This window comes from Saccharibacillus qingshengii (assembly GCF_013185195.1).
GTDB lineage: Bacteria > Bacillota > Bacilli > Paenibacillales > Paenibacillaceae > Saccharibacillus > Saccharibacillus qingshengii.
Map to the genome: position 1 here is coordinate 81,744 of NZ_JAAZWC010000005.1, position 25,834 is coordinate 107,577.

General features: G+C 55.5%; 20 protein-coding genes and 1 CRISPR repeat array. Of the genes, 3 read left to right on the forward strand and 17 right to left on the reverse strand.

What is annotated here, in order from left to right:
* Position 1: 1 nt before the first annotated feature.
* The 5 genes from HRQ60_RS06290 to HRQ60_RS06310 form a co-directional block, all read right to left on the reverse strand.
* Positions 2-205 (reverse strand): helix-turn-helix transcriptional regulator, encoded by a 204-nt coding sequence (locus HRQ60_RS06290; protein WP_172194795.1) that lies wholly within the window; start codon positions 203-205, stop codon positions 2-4.
* 190 nt (positions 206-395) lie between these two features.
* Positions 396-803, reverse strand: coding sequence for a DUF3592 domain-containing protein (locus HRQ60_RS06295; protein WP_172194796.1), 408 nt, complete (start codon positions 801-803; stop codon positions 396-398).
* A gap of 58 nt (positions 804-861) precedes the next feature.
* A complete protein-coding gene (locus HRQ60_RS06300; protein WP_172194797.1) occupies positions 862-1,089 on the reverse strand; it encodes a hypothetical protein in 228 nt (75 codons plus the stop codon).
* Positions 1,070-2,656 (reverse strand): response regulator transcription factor, encoded by a 1,587-nt coding sequence (locus tag HRQ60_RS06305; protein ID WP_172194798.1) that lies wholly within the window; start codon positions 2,654-2,656, stop codon positions 1,070-1,072. The genes HRQ60_RS06300 and HRQ60_RS06305 overlap by 20 nt, the downstream gene beginning before the upstream one ends.
* A gap of 18 nt (positions 2,657-2,674) precedes the next feature.
* Complete coding sequence (locus HRQ60_RS06310; RefSeq protein ID WP_343044625.1) at positions 2,675-4,504, reverse strand: cache domain-containing sensor histidine kinase; 1,830 nt, start codon at positions 4,502-4,504, stop codon at positions 2,675-2,677.
* A 725-nt stretch (positions 4,505-5,229) separates the two neighbouring features.
* Between HRQ60_RS06310 and HRQ60_RS06315 the strand changes: the two genes are divergently transcribed.
* Genes HRQ60_RS06315 through HRQ60_RS06325 form a run of 3 tightly spaced genes read left to right on the forward strand, consistent with a single transcriptional unit; the run spans position 5,230 to position 8,280 of the window.
* On the forward strand, positions 5,230-6,561 hold the full coding sequence (locus HRQ60_RS06315) for an ABC transporter substrate-binding protein (RefSeq protein ID WP_172194800.1): 1,332 nt from the start codon (positions 5,230-5,232) through the stop codon (positions 6,559-6,561).
* A gap of 16 nt (positions 6,562-6,577) precedes the next feature.
* A complete protein-coding gene (locus tag HRQ60_RS06320; protein WP_172194801.1) occupies positions 6,578-7,450 on the forward strand; it encodes a carbohydrate ABC transporter permease in 873 nt (290 codons plus the stop codon).
* Positions 7,450-8,280, forward strand: a complete 831-nt coding sequence (locus HRQ60_RS06325) for a carbohydrate ABC transporter permease (protein WP_172194802.1) — start codon at positions 7,450-7,452, stop codon at positions 8,278-8,280. Before HRQ60_RS06320 ends, HRQ60_RS06325 begins: the two co-directional genes overlap by 1 nt.
* Positions 8,281-8,611: 331 nt before the next feature.
* Here HRQ60_RS06325 and HRQ60_RS06330 read toward each other — a convergent pair whose 3' ends face one another.
* From HRQ60_RS06330 to cas5c, 12 genes are all read right to left on the reverse strand, one after another.
* The gene (locus tag HRQ60_RS06330; RefSeq protein WP_172194803.1) at positions 8,612-9,661 is read right to left on the reverse strand and encodes a hypothetical protein; all 1,050 of its coding nucleotides are present in this window, start codon (positions 9,659-9,661) and stop codon (positions 8,612-8,614) included.
* Between the two features lie 181 nt (positions 9,662-9,842).
* Positions 9,843-11,243 (reverse strand): glycoside hydrolase family 30 protein, encoded by a 1,401-nt coding sequence (locus HRQ60_RS06335; RefSeq protein ID WP_172194804.1) that lies wholly within the window; start codon positions 11,241-11,243, stop codon positions 9,843-9,845.
* 37 nt (positions 11,244-11,280) lie between these two features.
* The gene (locus HRQ60_RS06340) at positions 11,281-12,921 is read right to left on the reverse strand and encodes a type 2 periplasmic-binding domain-containing protein (protein WP_172194805.1); all 1,641 of its coding nucleotides are present in this window, start codon (positions 12,919-12,921) and stop codon (positions 11,281-11,283) included.
* Between the two features lie 44 nt (positions 12,922-12,965).
* Entirely contained in the window at positions 12,966-13,865 is a 900-nt protein-coding gene (locus HRQ60_RS06345; protein ID WP_172194806.1) for a carbohydrate ABC transporter permease, read from the reverse strand.
* Positions 13,866-13,883: 18 nt separating this feature from the next.
* Positions 13,884-14,861: an ABC transporter permease gene (locus HRQ60_RS06350; protein ID WP_172194807.1), complete on the reverse strand. Its 978-nt coding sequence runs from the start codon at positions 14,859-14,861 to the stop codon at positions 13,884-13,886.
* Between the two features lie 172 nt (positions 14,862-15,033).
* On the reverse strand, positions 15,034-16,047 hold the full coding sequence (locus tag HRQ60_RS06355) for a LacI family DNA-binding transcriptional regulator (RefSeq protein ID WP_172194808.1): 1,014 nt from the start codon (positions 16,045-16,047) through the stop codon (positions 15,034-15,036).
* 169 nt (positions 16,048-16,216) lie between these two features.
* Positions 16,217-17,386 (reverse strand): serine hydrolase domain-containing protein, encoded by a 1,170-nt coding sequence (locus HRQ60_RS06360; protein ID WP_172194809.1) that lies wholly within the window; start codon positions 17,384-17,386, stop codon positions 16,217-16,219.
* 90 nt (positions 17,387-17,476) lie between these two features.
* Positions 17,477-17,710, reverse strand: coding sequence for a glycine zipper domain-containing protein (locus HRQ60_RS06365; RefSeq protein ID WP_216671498.1), 234 nt, complete (start codon positions 17,708-17,710; stop codon positions 17,477-17,479).
* A gap of 316 nt (positions 17,711-18,026) precedes the next feature.
* A complete protein-coding gene (locus HRQ60_RS06370) occupies positions 18,027-18,980 on the reverse strand; it encodes an ATP-grasp domain-containing protein (RefSeq protein ID WP_172194810.1) in 954 nt (317 codons plus the stop codon).
* Positions 18,981-19,326: 346 nt separating this feature from the next.
* A CRISPR array of direct repeats spans positions 19,327-22,076; the repeat unit is 32 nt; unit sequence GTCGCACCCCGTGCGGGTGCGTGGATTGAAAC.
* 147 nt (positions 22,077-22,223) lie between these two features.
* Positions 22,224-23,087 (reverse strand): type I-C CRISPR-associated protein Cas7/Csd2, encoded by an 864-nt coding sequence (gene cas7c / locus HRQ60_RS06375; RefSeq protein WP_172194811.1) that lies wholly within the window; start codon positions 23,085-23,087, stop codon positions 22,224-22,226.
* The gene (gene cas8c, locus HRQ60_RS06380; RefSeq protein ID WP_172194812.1) at positions 23,084-25,078 is read right to left on the reverse strand and encodes a type I-C CRISPR-associated protein Cas8c/Csd1; all 1,995 of its coding nucleotides are present in this window, start codon (positions 25,076-25,078) and stop codon (positions 23,084-23,086) included. Before cas8c ends, cas7c begins: the two co-directional genes overlap by 4 nt.
* Positions 25,075-25,794 carry a type I-C CRISPR-associated protein Cas5c gene (cas5c, locus tag HRQ60_RS06385; protein ID WP_172194813.1) on the reverse strand — a complete coding sequence of 240 codons (720 nt, stop codon included), beginning with the start codon at positions 25,792-25,794 and terminating at the stop codon, positions 25,075-25,077. The genes cas8c and cas5c overlap by 4 nt, the downstream gene beginning before the upstream one ends.
* Positions 25,795-25,834 lie beyond the last annotated feature (40 nt).

Sequence of the window (25,834 nt, forward strand, 5' to 3'; positions counted from 1 at the left end):
TCTATTCCTCCACTTCGCTAAAATCAAACACTTCTTCGATCGTCAATCCGAAATAACGGGCGATTTTGTAAGCGAGGACCAGGGAAGCCGTGTACTTGCCCACTTCGAGCGACGTAATGGTCTGGCGGGTTACGCCGACGGCCATGCCCAGTTCCTCCTGGGAAAGCTTGCGCTGCTTGCGCAGTTCGGGAATTCGGGTTTTCAATAGGCGCCTCCTTACGAATTGCAATGTTGGCTTTGCACGTTAAGCATAGTATACTTTGCAAATAATGTACAGTTAACTTTGCAAAAATTCAAAAAAGAACTGCCGGAATGAGATCCGCAGCTCTTTTTGGGTTTGGGTTTGGGTTTTGTGGATTTAGGATCTTTTGAGGATCTAGGGTCTTTTCCCGAATTCATATCACAGCCCGGCTCAACACCGCTCCGATCCCCATAAAAACAACCCCGATGCCTATCGGAACGATCGCCAGCATCACATTCGCGATCGTCTTCAGTTTGAAACCCTGCGGTTCGTCCCGCAGATAATAGACGTTCACCTGCCTGCCGATCTGCCCTGTTCTCCAGGATGCACCGACTTTGCAGCGGCGCTCCAGCAGACCTTCCGATGTAGCGAAACGCACGATCGGATAATAGACGGTGGATCCGTCCGAGCCTCCGCTGTGTTCTTCCGCATATCCCGTAATCTCGCCCTGCGTCACTTCGGCGCGCCGCATAAATCCCAGATGGCGCAGCAGCACCCACACGCCGAGACCGGCCGCAAGAACTCCGACAGTCAGAAACAGCGGTCCAATCCATGAAATCACGCAAATTCCTCCTTATTTTTCGATTCTGACCCTGAACTGGGCCGAAGATCATCCGCCGCTACAGCTGGATCAACCCGTTCACCAGCAGCACCAAGCCAAACAGCGCGCACAGTACGCCGCCGAACGTTTTTACTCCGCTGCGGTGCCGGTCGTATTTCTTCGGCCAGATCACATAAATGCCGAAAGCGAGCAGCAGAATGCCCATACCGAGACTGAAAAAGTGCAGCGTTCCGGCCAAAGCTTCCGCTCCCTGCCGAACCGCTTCGTCACGTGGAGACGATTCCATGTGTAGGTCCTCCTTGGTCTTGGTTTTCTTTGTAATCGCTTGGGCTGCAGCCCGTATACTCCTTGAACACTTTGGAAAAATAATGCGGATCGCCGAATCCCAGCGCTTCGGCTACGTGCTTCACTTTCACTTCCGGGCCCGAGACAAGCAGGCGGCGCGCTTCGTCGATCTTCAGCTCCATATAGCGGTGGACAAAAGTACTGCCGGTATACCGTTTAACAAGGCGGCTGATGTACGAAGGACTGACATGAAACTGCTGCGCCGCTTCCGTGATCGACAGCTGCGCATACAGATTCTGCCGCAGATAGCGGTCGAGCTGCCCGAACAGCTCTTCCCCGCCGCGTCTGCTCGGCTCCTGCAGCTGATCGAAACGGCGTGCGCACCAAGCCTGCAGCGCCTCGGCAAAAGCTTCGCGGGTGCCTGCCGCAAACAACCCCCGGATCTCTTCGTCCCCGCATCCGGCTTCTCCCGGTTCTGCATCCGTACGGCCCGCTTCTGCGAACCCGTCCGCCAGCAGGCGCACGAACCGCTCAAGCCCGGCAAGCCGGGAAGAATCGCTTGTCCAGGAAGGCAGACTTTGGCGGAGCAGCAGCAGGAAGCGCTCTTTGCTGCGCTGCGCGATCAGTTCTGCCAGCTGCGCCTGCACCGCAAGTCTGGAAGCTTCGCCGCCCGGCGGGAGATCGCTGTCCGGATCGCCCGTTCCCGGCGTTACCAGCTGCCCGCTCAGCGTCAGCCGTTCGCGAAGCATGCGATTCAGGCTGCCGTACACGGCCGAGAGCGTCCGCAGTCCCACCGGCTCGAAAGCCTCCAGCACCGCGGCCGGAAGCCCGGCCGCTTGCAGCGCCTCCCGGACACGTTCCGCCAACAGTTCTTCCGGAACTTTCGCAGATCCCGGCACTTCCGGCTGTTCGGATTCAAGTTCCCGCTCCGGCCGGATCATATCCGCCAGCACCAGAAATTGTCCTTCGCGAAGCGCTGGAAGTACGATCGTCCGCTTCGCACCGCTCAATCCGAGCAGCGCTTCGGCGGCTCCTTCCACGCTCCATCGGTGTGTGAAGCCTCCCGCAAACGGTCTGCGCTGCACCAGCAGCAGTTGGTGTTCGCCGGCGATCCTGCCGGCATCCGGAGGCATATCCGCCAAAAATTCCGGCGATACCGCTCCTTCGAGCAGTTTGCGGTCGCTGCGCCGCTGCTCTTCGAGCTGCAGCAGCACACGCCGCAGCACATCCGTCACCTGCTGCTGATCCACCGGTTTAAGCAGATAATCGAACGCCTGCAGATTCAGTGCGCGCCGCGCATATTCGAAGTCGCTGTACCCGCTGATGAGCACCGTCTGCAGCCGCGGATTGAGCCGTTTGGCCTGTTCGATCAGACCGAGACCGTCAAGCTTCGGCATCCGGATATCCGTCAGCAGAATATCCGCGTGGCTCTGTTGAAGCTGCCGCAGCGCATCCAGGCCGTTCGAAGCCGTAGCCGTCACTTCGATCGGCAGACCGGCGGCCTGAACCAGCATCCGGATATTGCGCAGAATCGGCTTGCTGTCTTCCGCAATCAGGGCCTTATACATGCCGTCTCCTCCTTGCCGCTAATAAAAGTCTTCCGTCAGCGAAGCAATGATCTGTATCGCCGCTCCCCCTCCGTCGTCCGAATGGTTGTACATATTGAAGAACAGCCGGTTTTTGTACATCAGCTGCATCCGGCGTACCGTGTTCACGATGCCCATGCCGCCGATCCCCGTCTCCCCGTAAGCGGATTCCGAATTGCCGGGTCCGGCACCGGCCTGCTTGGGCAGTCCGTTTTCTTGATTTCCCCAATTTTCCGTCTCCCGGATCTTCCCGAGCACCTGCCGGATCGTCTCGTCGTCGAATCCGTCGCCGTTGTCTCGGATCTCCAGCGCCCACAGCCCGTTGTACAGCTTGACCCGGATCCTGATCCGCCAAGGCGTATCCGCTTCCTTGAACGCATGTTCGATACAATTCTCCACAAAAGGCTGGATCACGAGACGCGGCAGACGGATATCGTCGAACGCTTTGTCCCCGTCAAGGCTCCATTCCAGATCGTCTTCGTAATTGTGGCGCAGCAGCGCCAGATAGTGACCCGCATGCTCCAGTTCCTGGGTCAAGCTGACATGCTGATACGGCGAAGACACGATGTAGCGCAGACTGTCCGACAGATGCTTGCACATGTCCGAGACGACTTCGTTCTTGCCCTCCTGCGCGGCGATACTGATCAGATACAGCGTATTATGAATAAAATGTGGCGCAATCTGGGCCTGGAGCGCCGAGTTGCGTGCTGCCGCTTCCTCGTGTACGGCCAGCTTTTCCCGCTCGATCGAGATCTGCAGCCGGTTCAACAGACCCTGGAACGATTCGCTCAGCATCAGCAGTTCGTTGTTCGAAGACGGCGTCACCACCCGCGTATCCATATTGCTGTAATTGATCCGCAGGATCTGATTGCGCAATTTACGGATCGGCAGCAGAAAGTTCCGGGCAGAGAAATACATGTATGCGGCCGAAAAAAGAAACAGCGACGCGATCAGCAGCATCGAGATCGTGGTCACGGAATTGACCGGCCCCAGCACCACCCGCTTCGGCGTTACGGTGTAGGTGGTCCAGCCGGTCTCGCCCGACTGCGAGAACGCGATATAATCGCCGTTCGTATCCAGGTAGACTCCGCTGGATTCCCCGCCCGGCGGGATCAGCGCGGACAGATCTTCCCCGGCCTGCTCGTCGGATGTGTAGATCCGTTTCCGGTCGGCATCCAGCACGATCACATCGCTGCCCGAAGTGCCGGCCGCCGCCGAACGGCGCAGCATTTCCTGCCGAAGCTGAATCGCCATGTATCCGAAGACTTTGCCGTTCTGGTTCAGAATCGCCCGGACAAAAAAGACGCGGGTCGGACTCTGGCGATACAGCGCGTAACCGTTTTCATCCCAGCTCGCGTAGCGGCCGCTTTCTTCGAGAAAAGGCAGCAGCGACGAAGGATTGCCCGGCGCGCCGATAAAAGTGGTCAGCAGGCTGCCGCGCAGATCGTACAGCGCCACGTCTTCGATATTCATACTCGGGCCGATCGCCTGAAACATGATCTCCCTCAATTTGCGGCTGCGCGCCAATCCTTCCACCGTCAGACGCGAATCGCTGCCCGAAGGCATGAGCGTAAAGATCTCCTGGCTGGACAGGATCCGCTGCGACAGCTGGTTCTGCCCGTCCACATACAGATTCAGCTGATCGCCGATCTTGGCGGCATTCAAGCTCATCTCTTTCTCTGTCGTTGCCCGCAGCGGGCGGACCACAACCTGGTTGACATATACGCCGAAGCTGCCCATCACGATCATCAGGAGCACGGCGAAAGCCAGCAGAAACTTGGTCTGGAGACTGGCCTGTCCGCCGCCGATTTTGATTTTTTGCAAAAGCACCGCGGAACCTCCCATGCCGTGTTGATGATCATACTGTACAATACAAACCCGGAAATGGACAAGGAGGTTGAGGCGCGGGACGCGCCGTTTTCTCGGGCGAAGTCCCGCTGCGGCGTAATAACGGCGTGACGGCCTTTATTTGGACACGTGGGCAGTGTACGGCGAAAATAACTGTATGAGAACAGTTAAATGCGCCCAAAGAGCATGAAATGAGCGTTTTTCGGCAAAATAAGAGTCGGGGTGCCGTTATTCGTCGGATGACGGGTAAAAGGCGGGCATTAACGGTCCGGAGGCCGTTATTGAGTGAGGGATGAGTGAGGAACAACACGGGTAAAGAGCTTGGGGGAGTTTGGAGGGCTTGGGGGAAATTGAAAGGTTTGAAAGGATTAAGAGCTTGAAGGGCTTAAAAAGATTAAGAGCACGAAGAGCAAGCTTTCCAGGTTCAAAAGGTCGAGGAGGACTCCTCTTGCACCTTTTGCACTTCGCTTGCTCTTCGTTGGGCGCTGGAAAGACTGGGCGCCCGAAAGACTGAAGAACGGATGGTCCATCCGCTTCTTGGTCTTTCGGGCTGGGTTCAGGATATTACACCCAAAGAGTAAAGCCCAGCCATGTACCGCGTCCCTCCCGCCCTCTATAATTCATATTTGTAAGCGGATTCAGTGGTGGATCGCAAAGTCTCACTCGGCGGCAGGAAGAAGATCGATCATTCACAAGGGGGCGATAACATGAATCAAAAAACAAAAAAAATCGCGGCGGGACTGCTCGGAGGACTGATGGCGGTATCGCTGGCGGCATGCGGCGGAGGCAACGCTTCAACGGGCGGTTCGACGGCGGCCGGAGGCAGCGGAAGCTCAAGCAGCAGCGGCGGAAGCGGCACCACGATCGAGCTGGCTATTTCCAAAAGCTCGCAGGATTCGGCGTTCGTGCAGCAGGATCTGCTTGATGCTTTTGAGAAAGAAACGGGCATCAAAGTCAATCTCCAGCTGCTGCCGGCCGAGCAGACGGCGACGGTCCTTCAGACGAAACTCGCGGTCGACGAGACGCCGGATATCGTGCAGTATAACCTGGCCAGTGCGACCACCGATCTGAATCTGGAGCGCAATTTCGAGATTCTGGACGATCAACCCTGGGTCAGCCGCCTGGAGAACAAGGAAGTGCTGTCCGCCTACGGGCATGTCTACAGCTTCCATGTCAGCCAGGACACGGGCATGCAGGGCGTCGTATACAACAAAGAAATTTTCGAAGAACTGGGCTTGAGCGTGCCGACGAACTTCGAAGAGTTCCTCGCCGTCTGCGAGAAGATCAAAGCCGCGGGCATCACGCCGGTCTTCATGCCGTACAAAGACAACTGGGCCGCCAACGTCTGGCCGGCTGCCGCTTTTGCCGACTATGCGGACAAAAATGACCCGACCCTGTTCGAAGAAATCAACTCGGGCAAGAAAAAATGGGCCGATGTCCCGGCGTTCGCGGATATTTTGCAGCAGCAGTACGAAGTGTACGAAAAAGGCTATACCAACGGCGATGTACTGAGCGACAGCTACGATATGGCCGTAGGCAAATTCCTGGGCAAAGAAGTGGCCCTGATGTTCATGGGCGACTGGCTGATCCAGAATGTCGCCGAGAATGATCCGGAGATGAAGCTCGGTTTGTTCCCGATTCCCTACACGGCGGACGCCAAGCTCGGAGCGAGTCCGCTGGGCGGTCAGCTGTTTATTCCGAAAAAAGCCAAACACCTGAATGAAGCGAAGAAGTTCCTCGACTACGTAGTCCGCAAAGACGTGGCGCAGGCAATCGTCGACAAACAAAAATACGTCTCGATCTTCAGCGATGTGACGACTCCGGAACTGCCGGAATATAAACAGGAGATCGTCGACAATTATATTACGCCGAAGAAAACGATCCTGACCGTAGACGCCCACATGCTGGTCGACCGCAGCGAGCTCTACCGGCTGCTTCAGGATCAATTCGCCGGCGCCATCGACGCCCAGGGCGTATTGACCGCCTGGGACGAGAAGTTCGCCCAGCTGATGAAAGACAAAGAAATCGCAGGATTCTGATCCGGAGTGTGACACGATGAAAATATCCAGAAAACTGTATTCGTATTATCTGATTCTGCCCGCCCTGCTGATCTACTGCGTCTTCTTCGTCGTTCCCGCGCTGACGGGTCTGTACTATTCGTTTACGGATTGGCGCCTCGACCGGGTCGGCATCAAGTTTATCGGCTGGGCCAATTTCGAGCGGATCTTCACCGACAAGACGCTGCTGCTCGCGATCAAGAACACACTGATCTTCGCAGTCGCGACCGTGATCGGCAAGAATCTGATCGGTCTGGCGCTTGCGATCGCGTTGAACATGCGGCTCAAGACGCGCAATATTCTGCGGGCGGTCTTCTATTCCCCGTCTATTTTGAGCGTTCTGGTCATCAGTATCGTCTTCACGCCCATGCTGCGTTCGGAAGGGACGATCAACCGGATCTTCGAATCGGTCGGTCTCGGCTTTCTGAGTCAGAGCTGGCTGACCGATCCGCAGATTGTGATCTGGACGGTCGCCGCCGTATCAGTCTGGCAGCACGCAGGATTCCAGATGGCGATCTACCTGGCCGGCCTGCAGTCGATTCCCAAAGACTACTACGAAGCCGCGACGATCGACGGCGCCGGCGCATGGAGAAGCTTCCGCAGTATTACGCTGCCGCTGCTCCTCCCCGCCCTCAATATCAACTTGATGCTGACGCTGATCGGCGGCCTGAAAGTCTTCTCCGAAGTGTTCGTTCTGACCGGCGGCGGTCCGGGCAACGCTTCGCAGGTTGTCGGCACCATCATCCTGCGTTCGTTCGGCGAAGGCAGCTGGGGACTCGGTACCGCGGTCAATACGCTGCTGTTTGCGGCCGTGACGATTATCGCTATTCCGCTGCTGATCTTCATGCGCCGCAAGGAGGTATCCGAATAATGAATTACACCCGCAAAATGGCCTGGCGCAATGTTCTCGTCGAAGGTTTCCTGATCCTGGCTTCGCTGATCGTCATCCTGCCGATGCTCGTTATGATCTTCGGCAGCTTCATGAACAATATCGAAGTCATGAAGTTCACACTGCGCCTGCCGAGCGAATGGCATTTCTCCAATTATGTCACCGTGTTCCAAGAAGGCGGTCTGGCGAGAGCGTTCTGGAACGGCCTGCTGATCACCGGCGTCTCCTGCGCGGCCAATATCGTGACTTCTTCGGCCGCCGCCTTTATCCTGACGCGCCGCGATACGAAATTGTCGAACTTCCTGTACATGTTTTTCTTTATGGGACTGATTGCGCCGATGTCCGTCATCACCACGATTCGCGTCGTGCAGGCTTTCGGATTCTACGGCAGCATCACAAGCGTTATTTTCATTTACGCTTCGCTCAACACCGCTTTTAGCGTCTTTTTATACAGTGGTTTTATCCGTTCGATCCCCAAAGCGCTCGATGAAGTGGCTTTCCTGGAAGGGGCGGGTACGCTGAGCGTCTTTTTCAAAATTATCACTCCGCTGATCCTGCCGGTCAACGCGACGGTCGCGATCATGGTGTTCATGTCCGTCTGGAACGATATCACGATTCCGCTGTATTTCCTGACCGACAGCTCCGACTGGACGATGCCGCTCTCGGTCTACAATTTCTACGGAAAGTTCAGCCGCGACTGGAACCTGATCTTCGCCGATCTGGTGCTGACTTCCCTGCCCGTGCTCATTCTGTATCTGTTCTGCCAAAAGTATATCGTGAGCGGTCTCACGGCCGGCGCGGTCAAAGGCTGATCGAGCCTATTGACGAACGAAAAAAGGACTCCGATTGGATCATCGGAGTCCTCAGGCTGTCGAGAAAGTCCCATCCGTGTGAAAAGCTTGTCGGCTGCGGGAGAAATTCGTTTCGGTCGCGTGTTGAAATCGGGAAAAACGATCAAATTTCAATGGAATTTTCCCGATTTCAAAGGCGAACACTATCGTTCCTTCACTGAATTTCTCCCTCCGCCTCCTCGCTTCTCTCGGAATCAGACTTTCTCGACACGTTGAGGACTCCGATTGGATCATCGGAGTCCTTTTGATTTCTTCGAATCCGTGAAGGGAGCCGTCCTAATCCGCTGGGGATCTAGGATTTGACGCTGGCTTTGAATTCCTCTGCCGTGCGGTTGAGCTGGTAACCCGCTTCCATCATTTCGTCCGCCGTCTTATCGTTATCCAGCACACGCTGCGCATTATTGAGTGCCCGTTTTAACTTGCCGAACGCGGAAGCCGGATACTGTCCGGGCTGCGTGCCGCGCGGCGAATCGAGCAGCGGCTTCGCTTGGTCGATTCGTTCGGCCAGATTAGCCGAACGAATAAGCAGTTCACGGTAATTGAGCACATCGTTCACCGCGATTTCGTAGACGCCTGTCTCGTAGGTTCCGCTTAGCAGCGTCTGCAGGAAAGCGGCCGACCGGTCGAAATCCGCTTTGTTTGCTTGGTAGTCTGCGCCCAAACGCTCAAGCGTCTCAACCGCACTGACGGCCCGCGCCTGATACTCGGCCAATTTGGCACGATAATCCGCCAAATCTGGCGTTCTCAGATATTCCAACTTGGCAACCTCTACTTTGAAATACTGATAAGCATCCAGCGAGGAGCTGTTGGTGTCTTTCGTTTTTGCCATCATTGCGAAGGTTTGATCGACCACGTCGAGCACGGCAAGTTGGTAGGGAGTCAGATTCTGCCCTTCCGGCGGTTCTCCTCCCGTAATCGAAGCGTATGTTCTGGCCAGGTGATAACCTACGCTGGAATGGCTGCTGATATGCCGGTCGTCGTAGACTCGGGTCGCTTTCTCCAATTGGCGGGAGGTCGACTGCAGTTGGGAAGCCGAAGCGTTCGGATCGGCGATCAGTTTCAGCGCTTTATTCTGAAGTTCTACGAACACCCAGCCTTCTTCATGATCCGGCAGATTGGGATGAGTCTCCCAGGAAGTGAGCGCCGCCTGCGTAATGATGATCAGTTCGGCTTTGGCCGGAGCGGTCAGATCCAGCGCGGAAGCTGCCGGAGCGGACGACACCGTTTCGGCGGACGCCGAAGAGAGAGGCGTGAGAGCGGATGCTCCGGCTCCAAATACGAATGCGGATGTCAAAAGGACGGCGGGCACTTTTTTTAACAATTTGTGTGTAGAAATCTTCAAAGGGTTTCCTCCTTATGTATGTGAAAACAGGGATGGCGATTCTTTCCTTATTAAACGGAAAAATAAGGGAATAAACCGACTTCGAATAATAAAAACCCCCCCAAAAAGTCGCACTCTTCGTAAAGAAGAAGATGCCGACTTTGGGAGAGGCAGAAAGGAGAAAAAAGATCGACCGTGCCTGTTATTCCGCCCGATACCGCAGCGACAGCGCACTTTTGCGTTCCAATACGAAATTCAGCGCAAGATCTTCCGGGTCCGCGTTATCAAGTTCCGGCAGCGACAGAGTAATCCGCCGCGTCGTCTCCGCGTCATTGAACAGAACGATGGCGATCGAGCCGTCCGTATTCTCGAACGCTGCCGAGCGGACATCCGGCTCCGCGCAGGATGATCCGATTCGCACCGCGCCGGGACGAATAATGCGGCTGAAATGGGCCAGCGCATAGTAGTCGAGCGTATACGTCAGCTCGCCGGTCGACTGGTTCACCTGCACGATGCCGCGGCAGGTGCTCTGTCCGAAGCCCGGCACGGTCGGGCCGTTATGTTCGTCGAGTGCCATATTCCACAAGACGAACGATTGGCTGTTATGGCGCAGGATCTCGATCCCGGTGCGCAGCACGTTCGAGAAAGCCTCTTCGAACGGAGGAATCCACTCGCCGCCGGATCCTTCCGTGAAATGTACTTCTTTGCCGGGCACGGCCCGCAAGACCTCGGACTGGGCCGAAGCGTCGCCGCCGTACCAATGCCAGGCGACGCCGTCCACCCAATCTCCCGCGCCCGCCAGCACTTCCAATGGATAATCCGGCCGATCCCAGTTGTGGTCGTAGCACAGAATTTTCGATTGGATTCCTGCACGCTCAAAAGAAGGCTTGAGATAATCGCGGATAAAGACGGTCTGCGCATCGGCCGGCATCCGCATGCTCGGATAATGCAGCGGCTCATACAGCGCTTCGTTCTGCGGTGTCACCGCGTAGATCGGCAGCCCGTGCTCCGCATAGGCCTGAATATAACGAACGAAATAATCCGCGAACACTTGATAGCAGTCCGGCTTGAGACGCCCGCCCAACATGGAACCGCTTGTCTTCATCCAGCCCGGCGCACTCCACGGAGACGCCATCAGCTTGATATCGGGATTCAATTCCAGCGCCCGCTTGAGCAGCGGGACGATATCGGCTTCGTCGTGCGCGACCGAGAACTTCGCAAGTTCATGGTCGCTCTCGCCTTCCGGCAGATCATCGTAACTGTAGATGCTGCGGGCATAATCCGACGCGCCCATCGGATTGCGGAGAACCGACAATCCGATGCCCGCATGCGCGTCGAACAGTTTGATCATCAGTTCTTCGCGCTGCGCTTCGCCGAGCACCCCGTGGATCAGATAGGCGGACGAATCGGTAAACGAAGCCCCGAATCCGTCCATCCGCTGACCCCGTTCCCGAATATCCAGAGCGACGTGCACAGCCCGATCCGCTGATTCTGCGCTTCTCTCCGCTGTGTCCATAGGCGGTTCGTTTGTCAGCTGATCAAGACTCAGCTCCCGGAACAGGTCGTGTTCGTCCCGCGAACGGTAGATCGTCCATTTCGTCATCTTCGTTCCTCCATTCTGGGGCTGCGGCCCGCAATCGTTATTTGAGACCCAACTTTTCTTTGTTCGCCGCCATTTTCTCGCTGCGGATCTTCACGATATCGGCCCAGCCGTTCTGCTCCTGGAACGCTTTGTATTCGTTTAATACCGCATCAAAAGCCGCTTCGTCTTTGGCGCGGATCAGACTGACCAGCGTCGTGTTCCATTTAGTGTTGATCGCCGTCAGACCGCGGGCCTGCGGCGTACCTTGATCCGGGTTGATATTTTCCAGAATAAAGTGCGGCACCAGTTTCCCTTCGCCCCACTCCTGCATCTTTTTGACCGATTCAGGGAAGGCATCGTCGCTCAGCGCTTTGTGTTTGTCGTGGCCGAAGAACATGAATTCGCCCATGCGGTAGTCTTTTTTGTAGCGGTCCGCGTCGTCCGTCTGCAGCTTTTTGATCTCCGGCAGCAGTTCGACTTTTCCGTCCGCTGTTTTCTTGTACGTCTCGCCTTCGATCCCGTAGTTCATCAGCATCTGGCCTTCTTCGCTCAGCAAATACGTGTAGATCTGGATCGCTTTGGCCGGATCTTTCGCTTTCTTGGTCACGTAGGTCACCATCCAGCCGGTAATACCGGACTGATTGAGCGTCGGCTCGTGGCCCTGCGTGCTCTGCGGTCCGTCGATCGCCATATAGGCTTTGTCGGGGTTGGCAGTCATGAAGATCTGGAGGTTCCCGCTCTGCTGCGGTGTTCCGTCAAGCAGCATCGCCGCATATTTGCCGACCTTCACTTTCTCTTCGAAGCCCGTGCCATCGTCGGCAAAACTGTCGTCGCTCAAGCCCCCGGCGCGGTAGGCTTCGTTCAGCGTTTTGACCCAGGAGAGATAATCTTCGTCCAGATTGCGGTCGTAGAACCGGCCGTCTTCCGTCTGGAGCGGAACGCCGAGGAAGTCCTGGAGCGTATCGCCCAGCGATCCGGTGCCTTCGCCGATCGAATTGAACCCGAACGGGATCAATTCCGGGAACTTCTGCTTAATCTCGCCCATCACCTTCACAAACTGTTCGGGGGTGCCGATCTCCGGACTGCCGAGTGCTTCATAGACGTCTTTGCGAATGACAAACGCCGTCTTGGCCGGAATCTCGCCGCTGTCGTAATCCGCCTGCGTGTTGGAATAGTTCGGATAGCCGTAGGTCTTGCCGTCTTTGAGCTGGAACCAGTTCAGGGTATCTTGGGCCGCGACTTTGTTAAAATACGGATCGTACTGCTCGGCCAGATCGTTCAGCGGCAGCGCCCAGGTCGCGGCTTTCTGTGCGACGGCGGAGTTGGAATCGAACACGGTGATCAGATCGGGCATGTCTCCGCCGGCGAAAAAGGTATTCAGCTTCGTATCGTCGCCGGTAATAAATTTGATATCGACGTTAAGATCTTCTTTGATTTTTTTGGTCACAAGGTCTTTGCCGAAATCTGTGTTCCACCAATCCGCGTTCACGTACCAGGTAAGGGCAGTCGATTCGGCTTTTTTGTCCGCTTTCCAGGCCGGAGTCTCTGGATCCAGCGCGTAGCGGCCTTCGAGCGAGACCGGCTTCGCTTCTTTGCTATCCGACCCGCCGCCGCAGCCGCTCAGCATCAGCGCTGCTGTCAGCATTCCCGCACCCAATTTCCAGCCTGTTTTTCTTAAAACGTTTTTATTTTGTCGCATCTTTTTTGCCTCCGCTTCGAAAAGGTTGGGTGTTGCACATTTGGCTACTCTTTGACCGCGCCCAGCATCATGCCGGAGATGAAGTACCGCTGAAGCAGCGGGTAAATCGCCAGAATCGGCAGTGTGGTAATGACGATTGTCGCCAGCTGCACGCCTTTGGTCGTCGTCTCGATCACCACCGAACCGCCGATATTCTGCATGGCCTGCGTTTGCGATTGGACAATGATCTCGTACAGCATCATCTGAAGCGGATACAGCGCCTGATCGGTAATATACAGCTTGGTGGTCATGAAATCGTTCCACTGGCCTACCCCGTTGAACAAGGCGATCGTAGCCATGGCCGGCATCGACAGCGGAATAAAGAGGCTGAGGAAAACCCGCCAGTCGCCCGCTCCGTCGATCTTGGCCGATTCTTCCAGCGCATCCGGCACATTGCGGAAAAAGTTCATCAGAATCACGACATCGTAGTAGCTGAACAGCGCCGGAATAATGTAGACCCAGAAGCTGTTGAGCAGGCCAAGCGACTTGATCAGCAGATACGTCGGGATCATCCCGCCGGAGAAGAACATCGTAATGACGCCCATCGCCACATACAATCTGCGTCCTCTCAGGTACTTTTTGCTCAGGCCGTAAGCGACCATGGCGCAGAAGAATACGTGCGTCGAGACGCCGACGATCGTTTTGGCGACCGAGATGAAGAACGCCTGCCAGATATTCGCATCGCGGAACACCGCCCGGTAATTCTCCAGCGAGAATTCCGACGGCCAGAAGACGAACCCGCCTTTGGCGAGCGATTGCCCGGAGCTGAACGAAGAGACGATAACGTTCCAGAGCGGAACGACGATCGCTACCGTGAACAGCAGCAGCAGCGTGATGTTGACCGTATCGAATACCCGGCTGTCCAGGCCGCCTTTGATTTTGGTTGACTTTGTCAGTATGGCCATGTCCGTTTGTTTCCCTCCCTACAGCACGGATTGATTGTCGTTCAGCTTGCTTGTGATCTTGTTGGCGGTAAGCAGCAAAATCACCGAGACGATCGAGACGCCGAGTCCCACCGCCGTCGCGTACGAGAAATCGCCTTGGGCAAGGCCCATGCGGTAGACGTACGAGTTGATGACTTCCGCTTTCTCCCGGTTCTGCGAGTTCATCAGCACCAGCGTCTGGTCGAGGTTCGATCCGAACAAGCCGCTGATCGTCAGAATCAAATTCAGGCTGATAATCATCTTCATATTGGGCAGCGTGATATTCCAGATCTGGCGCAGGCGGCCCGCCCCGTCGATCTTCGCCGCTTCATAGTACGTCGGATCGATCTTGGCCATGATAGCGAGATACAAAATCGTGCCCCAGCCGGATTCTTTCCAAATATCGGACAGCGTCGCGATCCACCAGTATTTGTTCGCGTCGAGCAGAATATTCTGCGCGTTCGAGATCAGGCCGAGGTCCAGCAGCAGCTGATTGAACAGCCCGGTCGTCGAGAACCACGTAATCATCATGCCCCCGAGTACGATCCAGGACAGAAAGTGCGGCAGGTACGAGACCGTCTGCACGAACTTCTTGAGGCGGCTGTGCCGGACTTCGTAGATCATGACCGCCAGCACAATCGGCAGAACGAATCCGATCGCAAGCTTCAGGAAACTGATCGCGAGCGTGTTGACGACGGAATCCCAGAAATACCGGTCGGACAAAATGATCTTGAAGTTCTCCAGTCCTACCCACGGCGCGCTGCTCAGCGTATCGATGACGGTATAACTTTTGAACGCGATGGTCAGGCCGTAGATCGGGACGAAGCAGAATACGATCATGAACAGGATACCGGGAATGACCATCGTCTGAAGTTCCCATTGGCGGACATAGTCGATCGCGAAGCTCTTGATTCGCTGCCGCATCGAAGGTTTGCCGCTCGACGGATGATCGGACGATGCCAGCGCGGATTTGGCCATTGGAAAAGCTCCTTTCGGATTGTAATTAAAACGTTTTTATTTTTTCTTAAAAAATTTTCGTTCTTCTTGCCTATAATGCGAGCGGTTACATTTCTCTTCAAAAAAAGAACCGGCGGGTCTGCGGCGTGTACGTCCGCGGTCTTTCCTGTACACGCCCGGCCGGAATGCCGGCCTACTCCGCGCGGTCGACCGGCACATGGCTGGAGCCGCGGACGATCAGCTCGCCGGTCAGCGTATGGCTCTGCCCTTCGTCTTTGCCCTGAATCAGGCGAACCAGATGATCGACGGTCAGGATCGCTTGGCGGGCGATCGGATTGCGGACCGTCGTCAAAGGCGGCGAGAAATACCGGGCGATGTCCACATCGTCGAAGCCGACTACGCTGACGTCGCCGGGCACTTCGTAACCGTGCGCCTGAAGCGCCTGGATACAGCCCATCGCACTGAGGTCGTTGCCGGCCAAAAAAGCACTCGGCAGCTTGTTTCCGTGCATCCGGATAAAAGCTTTGATCGCATTGAACGTGCTGTCTTCCTCGAAGTATCCCTGAATGATATAATCTTCGTCGAATGCCAGACCGTACTCGCGCAGCGCGGCCCGATACCCTTCCCGGCGCTGCACGCTGTCGAACATGGTGTCCACACCGGATATGTAGGCGATACGTTTGTGTCCCAGTCCGATCAGATATTTGGCCGCTTCATAGCCCGCCGCATAGGAATCGAACGTTACGCTGCCCATCGTCTCGTTGCCGAATTCGCGGTCCAGGAAGACGGCTTTGATCCGGTCTTTTTGCATGACCTCGATGTCCTGTTCGTCGATCTTCAGCTCTTCGTAGATGATCACCCCGTCCACGCGCCGGCCGAGGATATTGCTCATGATGATCGACTTGTCCTTCGTGACAAAGACGTTCAATCCGTAGCCGTGGCGTTCGCACTGCCTCGACATGGTCTCGATCAGCTTATAGAAATAAGGACCGGATACGCTTGTCGTAAAAAAACCCAGCATCATCGTCTTGCCCGACTTCAGCATCTTCCCGTTCAGGTTCGGTACGTAATTGAGACGCTCCGCGACCTGAAGCACATGCTGCTTCGTCGCCGGATTGAGGACATCCACGTCGTTGAGCGCGTTCGACACCGTGGAAATCGACACTCCGGCTTCCCTTGCAACATCCCGAATCGTAATTTTGGCCATGGTTTTGTTTCCTTTTATAAAAACGTTTTTATGTTTTTAAAAATAGCACAGGTTGATTGGAGAGGCAAGCTTAATTTGGAAAAGACAGCAAAAAAGGCTCCGCGCTGATCCACGAAGCCTTTCCTGACGCGACCTTTCGATCGGCTACCTTTTTGAGATTGCGGGGAAATTAGCCGTTCTTGAACAGCACTTCCGCTACCAGATGCGCAGCTTTGTCCGTACTCAGCTCGCCCATGCCGATCATCTGTTTGAGCTGGCCGGCGAGGCTGACCCCCCGATTGGACAAGATCACGAATCCGGACTGCAGGTCCCGGTTGAACGCGGCAAAGCTGCTCGCACCGTAGGTTCCCCCGTTATGCCAATGTGTGACGGTACCGTCTTTGCGCATGGAACGCATCCAAGCATACCCGATCCCGACGCCTTTGGAAGGCGCGACGGAAGCCTGTTCGTTCTGGCAGGCCAGCAGCGCCGGCTCGAACGCGGCCGCCGCCGGATGCTGCCCCAGCTGCGCTTCCAGATACGTTAGCATATCGGGAACCGTCGAACGCACGGCGCCCGCGCCGGCCATCGCGGAAGTAAAATCCCAATGCGGCACCGGACGTCCGCCGGGGGCGAAGCCGGGAACCAATACGGTAGACGCGGATGCAGCAGGTTTCTTGCCGCCCGGCGCTTTCTTCCGCGCTCCGGCTTCGGCCGAGACGGCACCCGCCGCGACAGACGCGGCTTCGGACTCCGATTCGGAGCCGGCCGTGTCCAATACCGGCATGACGGTCCCGCTCATGCCGAGCGGATCGAACAATTCCCGCCGCAGCGCTTCATGCAGCGGTACGCCGGAGATCCGGCCCAGTGCCCATCCGAGCAGACCGTAGCCATAATTCGAATATTCGTGCTTGGCCCCGCTGCGGAATTTCTCTTCCAGCACGGCCTCGAGCAGATGTTCTTCGGTATAGGCGGCGTACGGGTTGCTTTTGTCTTTTTTCATCGACATCAGCACCTGGTTCTTCGCCAGACGGGTCAAGCCCGACGTATGCGTCGCCAGCTGACGCAGCGTGGCCCGACGGGCAAAATCGCTGCTTTCCAGTTCCGGAATCAGCTTGGCCAACGTGTCTGCAGGTTCCCACAGTCCCTCCTGCTCTCCCTGTGCCAGACGAAAAGCGGTCATCGTCTTGGTGATCGAACCAATCTCGTACTGCGGCTTGCCTGCACCGGTATTCACGCCCGGCGTCCAATAAAACTTCTCTCCGCGCACGATCCAGCCAATAGCCGGAGCATGTTCGGGCAGAGCGGCCCAACGGGCGATTTTCTTATGGTTATCCAGCATATCCTTCACGGCATTCATATCGAAAGCCCTCCTGTTCTCTATAGACTGCGCATGCAGAGGGCAAAAGCTGCACGGAGTCCTGTACCATCCTGCGGCTGCTTCGCCGATTTAATCTTGGTTAGCTCGTTCTTTGTCTTTGCGCTTTTGCAGAGCTGTACCGAATATAAGCCCAAGCACCATTCCGAGCGGCATTCCAATCGCCAGATTATGAAGCATCAGCCCCAGCAGCATGCCAAACGACGTTCCGATCGCAAGCCCAAAACCGATCCATTTCTTGTCGTTTGTGTTCACCGCTTCGCCCTGCTTGTCGGATTGACGTTCTTCCCGATCATTTTGATTCATGTTTATTCTCCTTCCATGGATAAGCGAAAGGCTGGTACCTTGTCAACACTAAAGGTAAGGTTACGCTCCCCTGAGATTTCGTACCTGAAGCGTGTACGAAGTCTCCGACGGAATCGCACCTAAAGCGTGTGCGTTTCAGGAAAACATAAACCTCGGATTAAGAGTTGAAAGGGTACTAATACCTTGACCGATAAAGAGGTTAGTTTACGCCCCTCGAAAACCCACTTGAACCGTGCGTGTTTCCGATGAACGCAAACCTCAGATTTGATTCGGTCAAGGTACTAGGTCTGTACGTAAGCCTCTTCGCTCCCGCCAATCAAGAGCCGTCAATAGGCTGATCCGTGCTGTCCCACTGCTGTTTCAACTTTCCGTAAAAGAGTGCGGGCGGCGTGTCGTCCGGCAGTCCGGCCACCTGGCCGTCGCCAAGTTCCAGAACGATCCACGGCCCTTTTTTCGTTTTGGCAAAATCTATCGTGAAAAATCGGCTCTCCACCGACCGGATAATCTCCTCGAATTCGCCCAATCTCTCATTAAAGGCTGCGTCTTCGCCCGCTTCCCAATAGGTCGAGACGAATACCGGCTCGCCGTCAAGCACGAATACCCGGATCTCGCGCGACAGCGGCATGCCGCTCTGCGGGTGCAGGGACAATGCCTCCAGTTCTTCAAAAGCCCGGAACACCAAGCCTTCGCTGAACTCCGCGCCCTGAAGTTCCAGCAGCCGCCGCACCGTCTGCCGTACCCGGCCTTGGTCCGAAGCATCCGGGATATAACAGGCTTCTGTCCATTCATGCTTGCGCGATTTCACGTAATCCTTGACGATGATCGGCCGGTCTCCGAACCGCCGCACGGCTTCGACGGCCCGCGATCCGGCTTCTTCGACGGCGGTTCGATCTCTCACAGGGAACCAGACCGATTCCGGCGTGACCCCTTCGATCTTCGGATACGACTCCGGCAGGTAATGCGTATGCATATAATGCTGCGGCGAATTGATCAACCGCAGATTGCGGGTGAGCAGCGCCTCGTACAGCCGCGTGTAATCGCCCGGGCGCAGCATCCAGCCGCGGTACAGCGCAGGTCCCGGTTCGCAGCTGTCAGGCCGGCTCAGCCGTTTCACCGCCTGCTGCGGACTTGCGCCGAGCAGCAGCGGGTCAAGGTCGATCAGACCGACGAATAGACCGGCCGCCTGCGCACAGCGATACTCGTCCGCGTAACTGTCGTCCACCTCTTTGAGGTTAAGCGGCGAGGCCGCAAACAGGACCGTCAGGGTCATGATGGAGGTTCCTTTCGGGGGCTTCATTCCGGGCCGAACCGGCACCGCCGGTTTGCCTTCTATCTTTCATGGTAAAGTAACGCGGAGCGGTTTGCAATTTTGGGACAGGACAGACTGTTTGTCCAGAGGCTTGAGCGGCCGTTTTCTTCTATAAAGTACAGACAAACATAGAGCAAAAGTGCGAACCTCAAGCTCCCATGAAATCTCCGGGAGGTTCGCACCCCGCACCAATTAAGGGATAGAACGATTTGGCTTGTATTTTTGTCACTTTTTCGCTAGTCTGGTTTTGAGGTTCGCACTTTTGGAGTTCCGAAGCCTTGCCGGGCTTGGGCGGATAAGGCGAACAGTCGCACCCCGTGCGGGTGCGTGGATTGAAACTCCGCTTGCTCTCCGATTTATTGTGAACTTTTCAGGGTCGCACCCCGTGCGGGTGCGTGGATTGAAACATCTTGGCTCGTATCTGGTCGATCAGGTACATGTGTCGCACCCCGTGCGGGTGCGTGGATTGAAACCCGTTAATCGACCGGATCGTGAAGGATTACTTTGGTCGCACCCCGTGCGGGTGCGTGGATTGAAACAGGTCGCAGGCGACACGCGATCCAAGAGCGAATGGTCGCACCCCGTGCGGGTGCGTGGATTGAAACGCCCGACCCGTCGCAGGGATTGGATGCAACGAGGTGGTCGCACCCCGTGCGGGTGCGTGGATTGAAACATACTTTTCCCCATGAGAAAAGCCACCAGCATTTGTCGCACCCCGTGCGGGTGCGTGGATTGAAACACCCATGTCACCTTATTACCCGGGGTCGTTCTGCGTCGCACCCCGTGCGGGTGCGTGGATTGAAACCTGTTCTACGATACAGCTACAAGCTTCATAAAGGTGTCGCACCCCGTGCGGGTGCGTGGATTGAAACCCGTACTTATTAAAGATGGAGTCTGCGTCATACTTGTCGCACCCCGTGCGGGTGCGTGGATTGAAACGTCGAATCCTTCCTTTATCCACTTTGAAAAAGAGTCGCACCCCGTGCGGGTGCGTGGATTGAAACTCGATCAAATCGTCCAGTCGATGAACAATGAGTAGTCGCACCCCGTGCGGGTGCGTGGATTGAAACTGCAGCGTGCCGTCTTCGTTGAGCTGGCTGATTAGTCGCACCCCGTGCGGGTGCGTGGATTGAAACTCAAAGGCACGAAAAAAACCCGAATCCGGGCGCGTCGCACCCCGTGCGGGTGCGTGGATTGAAACGACTGGGAAACTTCCGCAAGCACAGATACCAAAGTGTCGCACCCCGTGCGGGTGCGTGGATTGAAACGGATCGTGAAGAATCATTTCGTCCAGGATCTCCGTCGCACCCCGTGCGGGTGCGTGGATTGAAACACGTAATCAACCCCTGGAGCGTGCTGCATCATCGTCGCACCCCGTGCGGGTGCGTGGATTGAAACCCGGCATATGAAGCAACCGGCGTGCAAGCGCGACAGTCGCACCCCGTGCGGGTGCGTGGATTGAAACTGTTCGACACGACCATATACAGCGCCGGAAAGCAGGTCGCACCCCGTGCGGGTGCGTGGATTGAAACATGCAGAAAAAGAAGACCGACAAGAGCCTGGCTCTCGTCGCACCCCGTGCGGGTGCGTGGATTGAAACCTTTTCTTCGATTCGCGACTCTACAAGCTCATCGCGTCGCACCCCGTGCGGGTGCGTGGATTGAAACCACGAACTGGGCCATGTTGCTAAGCACGTCGGCGTCGCACCCCGTGCGGGTGCGTGGATTGAAACCCGTAGCAAACCCGGTAGCCGCGGTCGGTGTCTTCGTCGCACCCCGTGCGGGTGCGTGGATTGAAACCTGTTCGATCGCCCGCGCCAGCGGCAGGATCGTTGTCGCACCCCGTGCGGGTGCGTGGATTGAAACATGGCATCCGCGATCATCGAGAGTCGAGCGGCGAAGTCGCACCCCGTGCGGGTGCGTGGATTGAAACAGTTCAGAGGGAATATTTCGGAAATTCCCGGAAGTCGCACCCCGTGCGGGTGCGTGGATTGAAACGCCTCCAATCCTTTCAGTAGCCGCGCATAGCGCTCGTCGCACCCCGTGCGGGTGCGTGGATTGAAACTCTCCGATCCGGTCCAGCGCCACTCCTGCAGCCGTCGCACCCCGTGCGGGTGCGTGGATTGAAACTTGGATTTGTGAATGTAGAATTCGAACCATTCATGTCGCACCCCGTGCGGGTGCGTGGATTGAAACTAGTTATCCCGTCCGTTATCCACATACTCACGACGTGTCGCACCCCGTGCGGGTGCGTGGATTGAAACCTCATCGACGATATGGGCCGGCCGCGGACAATGAGGTCGCACCCCGTGCGGGTGCGTGGATTGAAACGGATGGGCATATCACAGTCGGTAAAACGTCGAAGTCGCACCCCGTGCGGGTGCGTGGATTGAAACACTTCCGGGATTCCGTCCGACGACCGGATGCGTTGTCGCACCCCGTGCGGGTGCGTGGATTGAAACGTCCCAATCGTTTTCGGACATTCGCACGGCTTCATGTCGCACCCCGTGCGGGTGCGTGGATTGAAACGCCTTCTCGCGTATTTTTCGAGTATGGTGGATTGTCGCACCCCGTGCGGGTGCGTGGATTGAAACTGATAGAAATCGCAGATGAACCCGGCAGCATCCAAGTCGCACCCCGTGCGGGTGCGTGGATTGAAACCTCTTTTTTAAAATGTGGCAAAATTAGGGGCAAAAGTCGCACCCCGTGCGGGTGCGTGGATTGAAACCCGTTGGCGGCGAATGCACCGTGCAAGCTCAAACGTCGCACCCCGTGCGGGTGCGTGGATTGAAACGCTACTACCCCGCTAACATTAGCGAAGGGATTGAGTCGCACCCCGTGCGGGTGCGTGGATTGAAACTTGTGCTGTCCATTGTATCTGCTGATCGCAGATGTCGCACCCCGTGCGGGTGCGTGGATTGAAACACCCCCTCTCGTAACGAGCCAGATCCCCAAGCGGGTCGCACCCCGTGCGGGTGCGTGGATTGAAACCCTGCACAGTCCGCGCCTTATGTGGCCGCGACCTAGTCGCACCCCGTTCAGGTGCGTGAATTGAAACAGTCCAGTGATCTCCTTCAACTTGATAAACTCTATGATTTTCTGAAATTTTATCATTAATAGAGGTGGACACCCCTTCAAACGGGCACCCACCTCTATAGATTGTCCCTATCTCATACCTCTATAAATCACAGCCTACTTTACTCGCTTACAGCCCTTCCAGTACTTCAACCTTCAAGCCTTCCAGTTCGCCCAGCTCTACGGTATAATCCGCAAACGATCTGGGCTCGTCTGTGTGCGTGGTGAGTTGCAGGAGGCGATGTACTTTGGCGGAGGAATACTGGCCGAGCTTGGAAGTATGCTCCCACCAGTAGACGTGATTCACTTCCATACTGCCGTCCGGTCTGGCGGAAGAGACGTCATTGGCAAAAAGAGTCCGAAGCGACTCCTTGATCTTCTCGGCGTCTTCGAGCGTAAAGCCGGTTTTCTCAGCCAACTGTGTGTTGATACTGCCGTAACAGACATACACCCCAAAGTCGACCCGGTGCTTCATGCCCATCGTGTCCGATCCCCGGTCGCTGCCAGGTTCGGAGTTGACGCTTTTGGTAATCTGGGTGCTTGTAATATCGATCGGACTGACACTCGTTGCCGGATGCAGGGAGACCGGACCCCGAACGCCGACTGATACGCCTTCGCCTTTGGTGCCTGCCTTGAACGCAAATACCTGGCCGAAGCTACGGACATCCATCCATTCCCGACAAGCTGCCGCTGCAAACTCGTCCCCTGAACTGCCTTTTGTTTTCATCAATTTGTTCAATTCGGCATTCCCGTCAGCGCGTTCTCTCAAGCTGCCATACGTATCATTTTTGCGATCGTTCGATTGGACAAAGACAGATTCGCCGAGATCCTGAAGCCGGTTGCGGATTTTACGCTTAAGCGAAACGTCAGACATTTCTCCAAAACCGTCGTAATTTTGGCGTGGACGATTACCATTGAGCGGATCGCCATTCGGATTGGCTTTAGTGACCGAGAGTACGACGGCAAAGTCGATTTTATGATCCAATGTTGTCATTCGTGGTTTTCTCCTTCGTGTACCGAATTTGAGTGAAGCTCTGAATCAGCAAGGTTTTGTGTACCTGACTTGTCCCGCTTCTGGTACAAGTCATGACGTTGGCTGTAGAAACCAAGTAAGTATTTGCCGGTCAGCGGCTTGTTATTGAACTGTTCGATCGGAATGCGGGATGCCACTTCGTCAATCTGTATGGAGTAGTACAGCGCCTCCTTGCCAAGCCGGGCTTGATGGGGCTGAAGTGCTGCCTGGATCGTCTGCCATGTCCGTTCCGGATGACGGGAGAAGGCATTCATGTAGCGAATGGCATTAGTGGATCTTTTCTCTTCTTTGCCCAGTGCGTTGCGTTCCAGTACATCCGCGAGCGCCAGCAGACGTCCAAACAGATAGCTACGATCCTCGTTCTCTTTGTCCAAACCCAATGCGTAACCCTCCCTTTGATTAATCAGTGCGCAGGCAATACTCAGTGTCTTGTCCCATTCCCAACGATCCATAGAGACCGGATTGGACGCCCGATTCATGACGCTGCGCACAATGTCTTGAGGGACTTTGCCGCCATCGACGATACAAGGCAGCATCCGCTCCATTACTCCTTTGATCACCTTGTCTCCCGCCTTGGAGCCGTAAGCAGCCAGCGCAATATCCCGCGGGGCTGGCGCCCCATAAAAAACAACGCGCTCGCCTTGATCGTTCTTGCGATACTGATGCAGCCAAGCGCAGCTCGTATGCCACTCCAGCAGCCGGTCAAAATATTGCTCTTTGTTCATGCTTCGATAATACAAGACCGCCATGCGTCCGGTCGTTGCGGAATCCAGAATCAGAATATGAATCTGATCTTCGGACCAGTCCAGATCGCCCCGATACCCGGCAATTCTTTTATAGACTTCGCGTGCCAGATCTCCGCCGGTGTCTCCGGTTCTCTCCAGTTCTGCTGTGGGTGTCGCTTCCGATTCCACATGATCGTCCGCATCATGATCCTCTGCGTCCGATGAATAGCCCAATTGGGAAAGGGAGTATCCGTCATCCATAGGATCGGGAACACTGAGATCCTGGTAAGTCCAGACGAGAAAGACCCGGTTATCGATGATCTTGCTCTGCCGATTAATGAGCCATTTCAGCGCGTTATGTGCTTTTTGCGAAACATCGTATCCGATCGAAGCCGCGTCGCCGCTCTGTACAAATCGCCCACGAAACGTAAATCCACTCGTATCGTTAGAGGAAATCAGCTTGGCCTTATCGCCAGAGTTGCGAATTTTGTTCGCGTGACGCTCCGTAGCCGGAAGCTTGCGTCCTGTGACGTAACAATAGTCCTCCTCACCCAACTGCCGACTATAGTAGCGGATAAAGGAGTCGTACATCTCTTTGTCCCGCCACACTTTTTCTAATAAGCCATGCGGAGAATAAATGTTAAAACGCACTAATGCGCTCTCCTGCTCACCCGCCAGAACAGAAAATATACGGGGTTTTTCGCCATGCAACGCTTCGTACTTTTTATCCCATTTTCCGATCAGCTGCTGGTTTTCGTCGAGAAAAAGAACCTTTGCTTTCACTAAATCTTCGATAAGCCGACGCTGCCTCAGATAGGTATAGATACTTTTGACCTTGGCATGAGCATCCGGTGAGTCGGCCCACTTGCCTAGATCACGAATATAGGCGGCAAACGGCTCTTCCTTTTTGATCTGGCCGCCATAAGCGACAAAATCGCCCGCGACATAGCTAAGTTTATCGTGGAGTGGATACGGCGCTATTTTGGACCCTGCGCGGCTGGATGATTCTTCTGTACACGGAATGAGCGTATCGGCATGCTCTTTTTCCACCACTTCCGCACTGTGAAAAGTCCCGTCTGGTGTCAGCGTCACTTCGATATGGGCATTTTGCGTCGTATGGGCAATCGGCAGCAGTGTATACTCACGACCGTTGTTCTTGGTCATCATCTGTCCGACCTGTTGATCATTGGCTTCATAAGTCTTGTACAAATTCAGCAGCAAGCTCATAGCCGATCCTCCGCTTCCATCTGCGCAAGCAGTTCGTCCACCGTCTGGAACGTTTCATCCGAAAAGGACTTGGGCGTCATCTCGGCAATATCTCGAACTTGTTCACACTGCTCCGGACGAATAAAACGAATGACCCCGTTACGCATGACCGGTTCCCAGAGCCGAACTTCCAGTCGATTGCGACCGGTCTCGTCCGGATAGTTGAGTCCGTGTACCATCGTCCCGAGCGGAATCTCGTCGATCTCCTCGTAAAATCCACGCCCCTCGTGAAAAGCACAAGGTTCAACGTATGCCTGACACTCACGCGCACCGAGGAAAATATCCCGGCGACCGCCCGCATTAACGGAACGTTTCAGAATATTATGATGCTTGTGCTCGTTGCGGTCATATGCAAACTCAGGTCGATTCATATTAAACTCGAAGTGAGCAAGCACATGGTAACAAGGGTCTTTGAGGTAGGTGTAGTTCGCCAGCGTATTGCCTCCTCCATATTCCATAGGTCGGATGCCTTTGGACTCCATGCGAATCGGATTCATAATACGCACTTCGTCGATGTAATAGGTGATCGTCGGCTTCCAGTAAACACTTTCGCAAATTCCTTTGAGCGCTTGATACGTGGGGACATTATACGTCAGCTTTTCTCCTCCGATCTTCGTCAGCGGGTCCGTAAACAAGGCGTACTTTCCATACACTTTAAACTCAATGCTGTTACGCATACCCTCTCATTCCTCCTCTCGGTTCCTTCGATTGATCCTC

Coding starts and splice junctions, on each gene's coding strand:
- HRQ60_RS06300 (WP_172194797.1), bottom strand. CDS start 1,089: ATGGAATCGTCTCCACGTGACGAAGCGGTTCGGCAGGGAGCGGAAGCT.
- HRQ60_RS06305 (WP_172194798.1), bottom strand. CDS start 2,656: ATGTATAAGGCCCTGATTGCGGAAGACAGCAAGCCGATTCTGCGCAAT.
- HRQ60_RS06315 (WP_172194800.1), top strand. CDS start 5,230: ATGAATCAAAAAACAAAAAAAATCGCGGCGGGACTGCTCGGAGGACTG.
- HRQ60_RS06320 (WP_172194801.1), top strand. CDS start 6,578: ATGAAAATATCCAGAAAACTGTATTCGTATTATCTGATTCTGCCCGCC.
- HRQ60_RS06325 (WP_172194802.1), top strand. CDS start 7,450: ATGAATTACACCCGCAAAATGGCCTGGCGCAATGTTCTCGTCGAAGGT.
- HRQ60_RS06335 (WP_172194804.1), bottom strand. CDS start 11,243: ATGACGAAATGGACGATCTACCGTTCGCGGGACGAACACGACCTGTTC.
- HRQ60_RS06340 (WP_172194805.1), bottom strand. CDS start 12,921: ATGCGACAAAATAAAAACGTTTTAAGAAAAACAGGCTGGAAATTGGGT.
- HRQ60_RS06345 (WP_172194806.1), bottom strand. CDS start 13,865: ATGGCCATACTGACAAAGTCAACCAAAATCAAAGGCGGCCTGGACAGC.
- HRQ60_RS06350 (WP_172194807.1), bottom strand. CDS start 14,861: ATGGCCAAATCCGCGCTGGCATCGTCCGATCATCCGTCGAGCGGCAAA.
- HRQ60_RS06355 (WP_172194808.1), bottom strand. CDS start 16,047: ATGGCCAAAATTACGATTCGGGATGTTGCAAGGGAAGCCGGAGTGTCG.
- HRQ60_RS06360 (WP_172194809.1), bottom strand. CDS start 17,386: ATGAATGCCGTGAAGGATATGCTGGATAACCATAAGAAAATCGCCCGT.
- HRQ60_RS06365 (WP_216671498.1), bottom strand. CDS start 17,710: ATGAATCAAAATGATCGGGAAGAACGTCAATCCGACAAGCAGGGCGAA.
- HRQ60_RS06370 (WP_172194810.1), bottom strand. CDS start 18,980: ATGACCCTGACGGTCCTGTTTGCGGCCTCGCCGCTTAACCTCAAAGAG.
- cas7c (WP_172194811.1), bottom strand. CDS start 23,087: ATGACAACATTGGATCATAAAATCGACTTTGCCGTCGTACTCTCGGTC.
- cas8c (WP_172194812.1), bottom strand. CDS start 25,078: ATGAGCTTGCTGCTGAATTTGTACAAGACTTATGAAGCCAATGATCAA.
- cas5c (WP_172194813.1), bottom strand. CDS start 25,794: ATGCGTAACAGCATTGAGTTTAAAGTGTATGGAAAGTACGCCTTGTTT.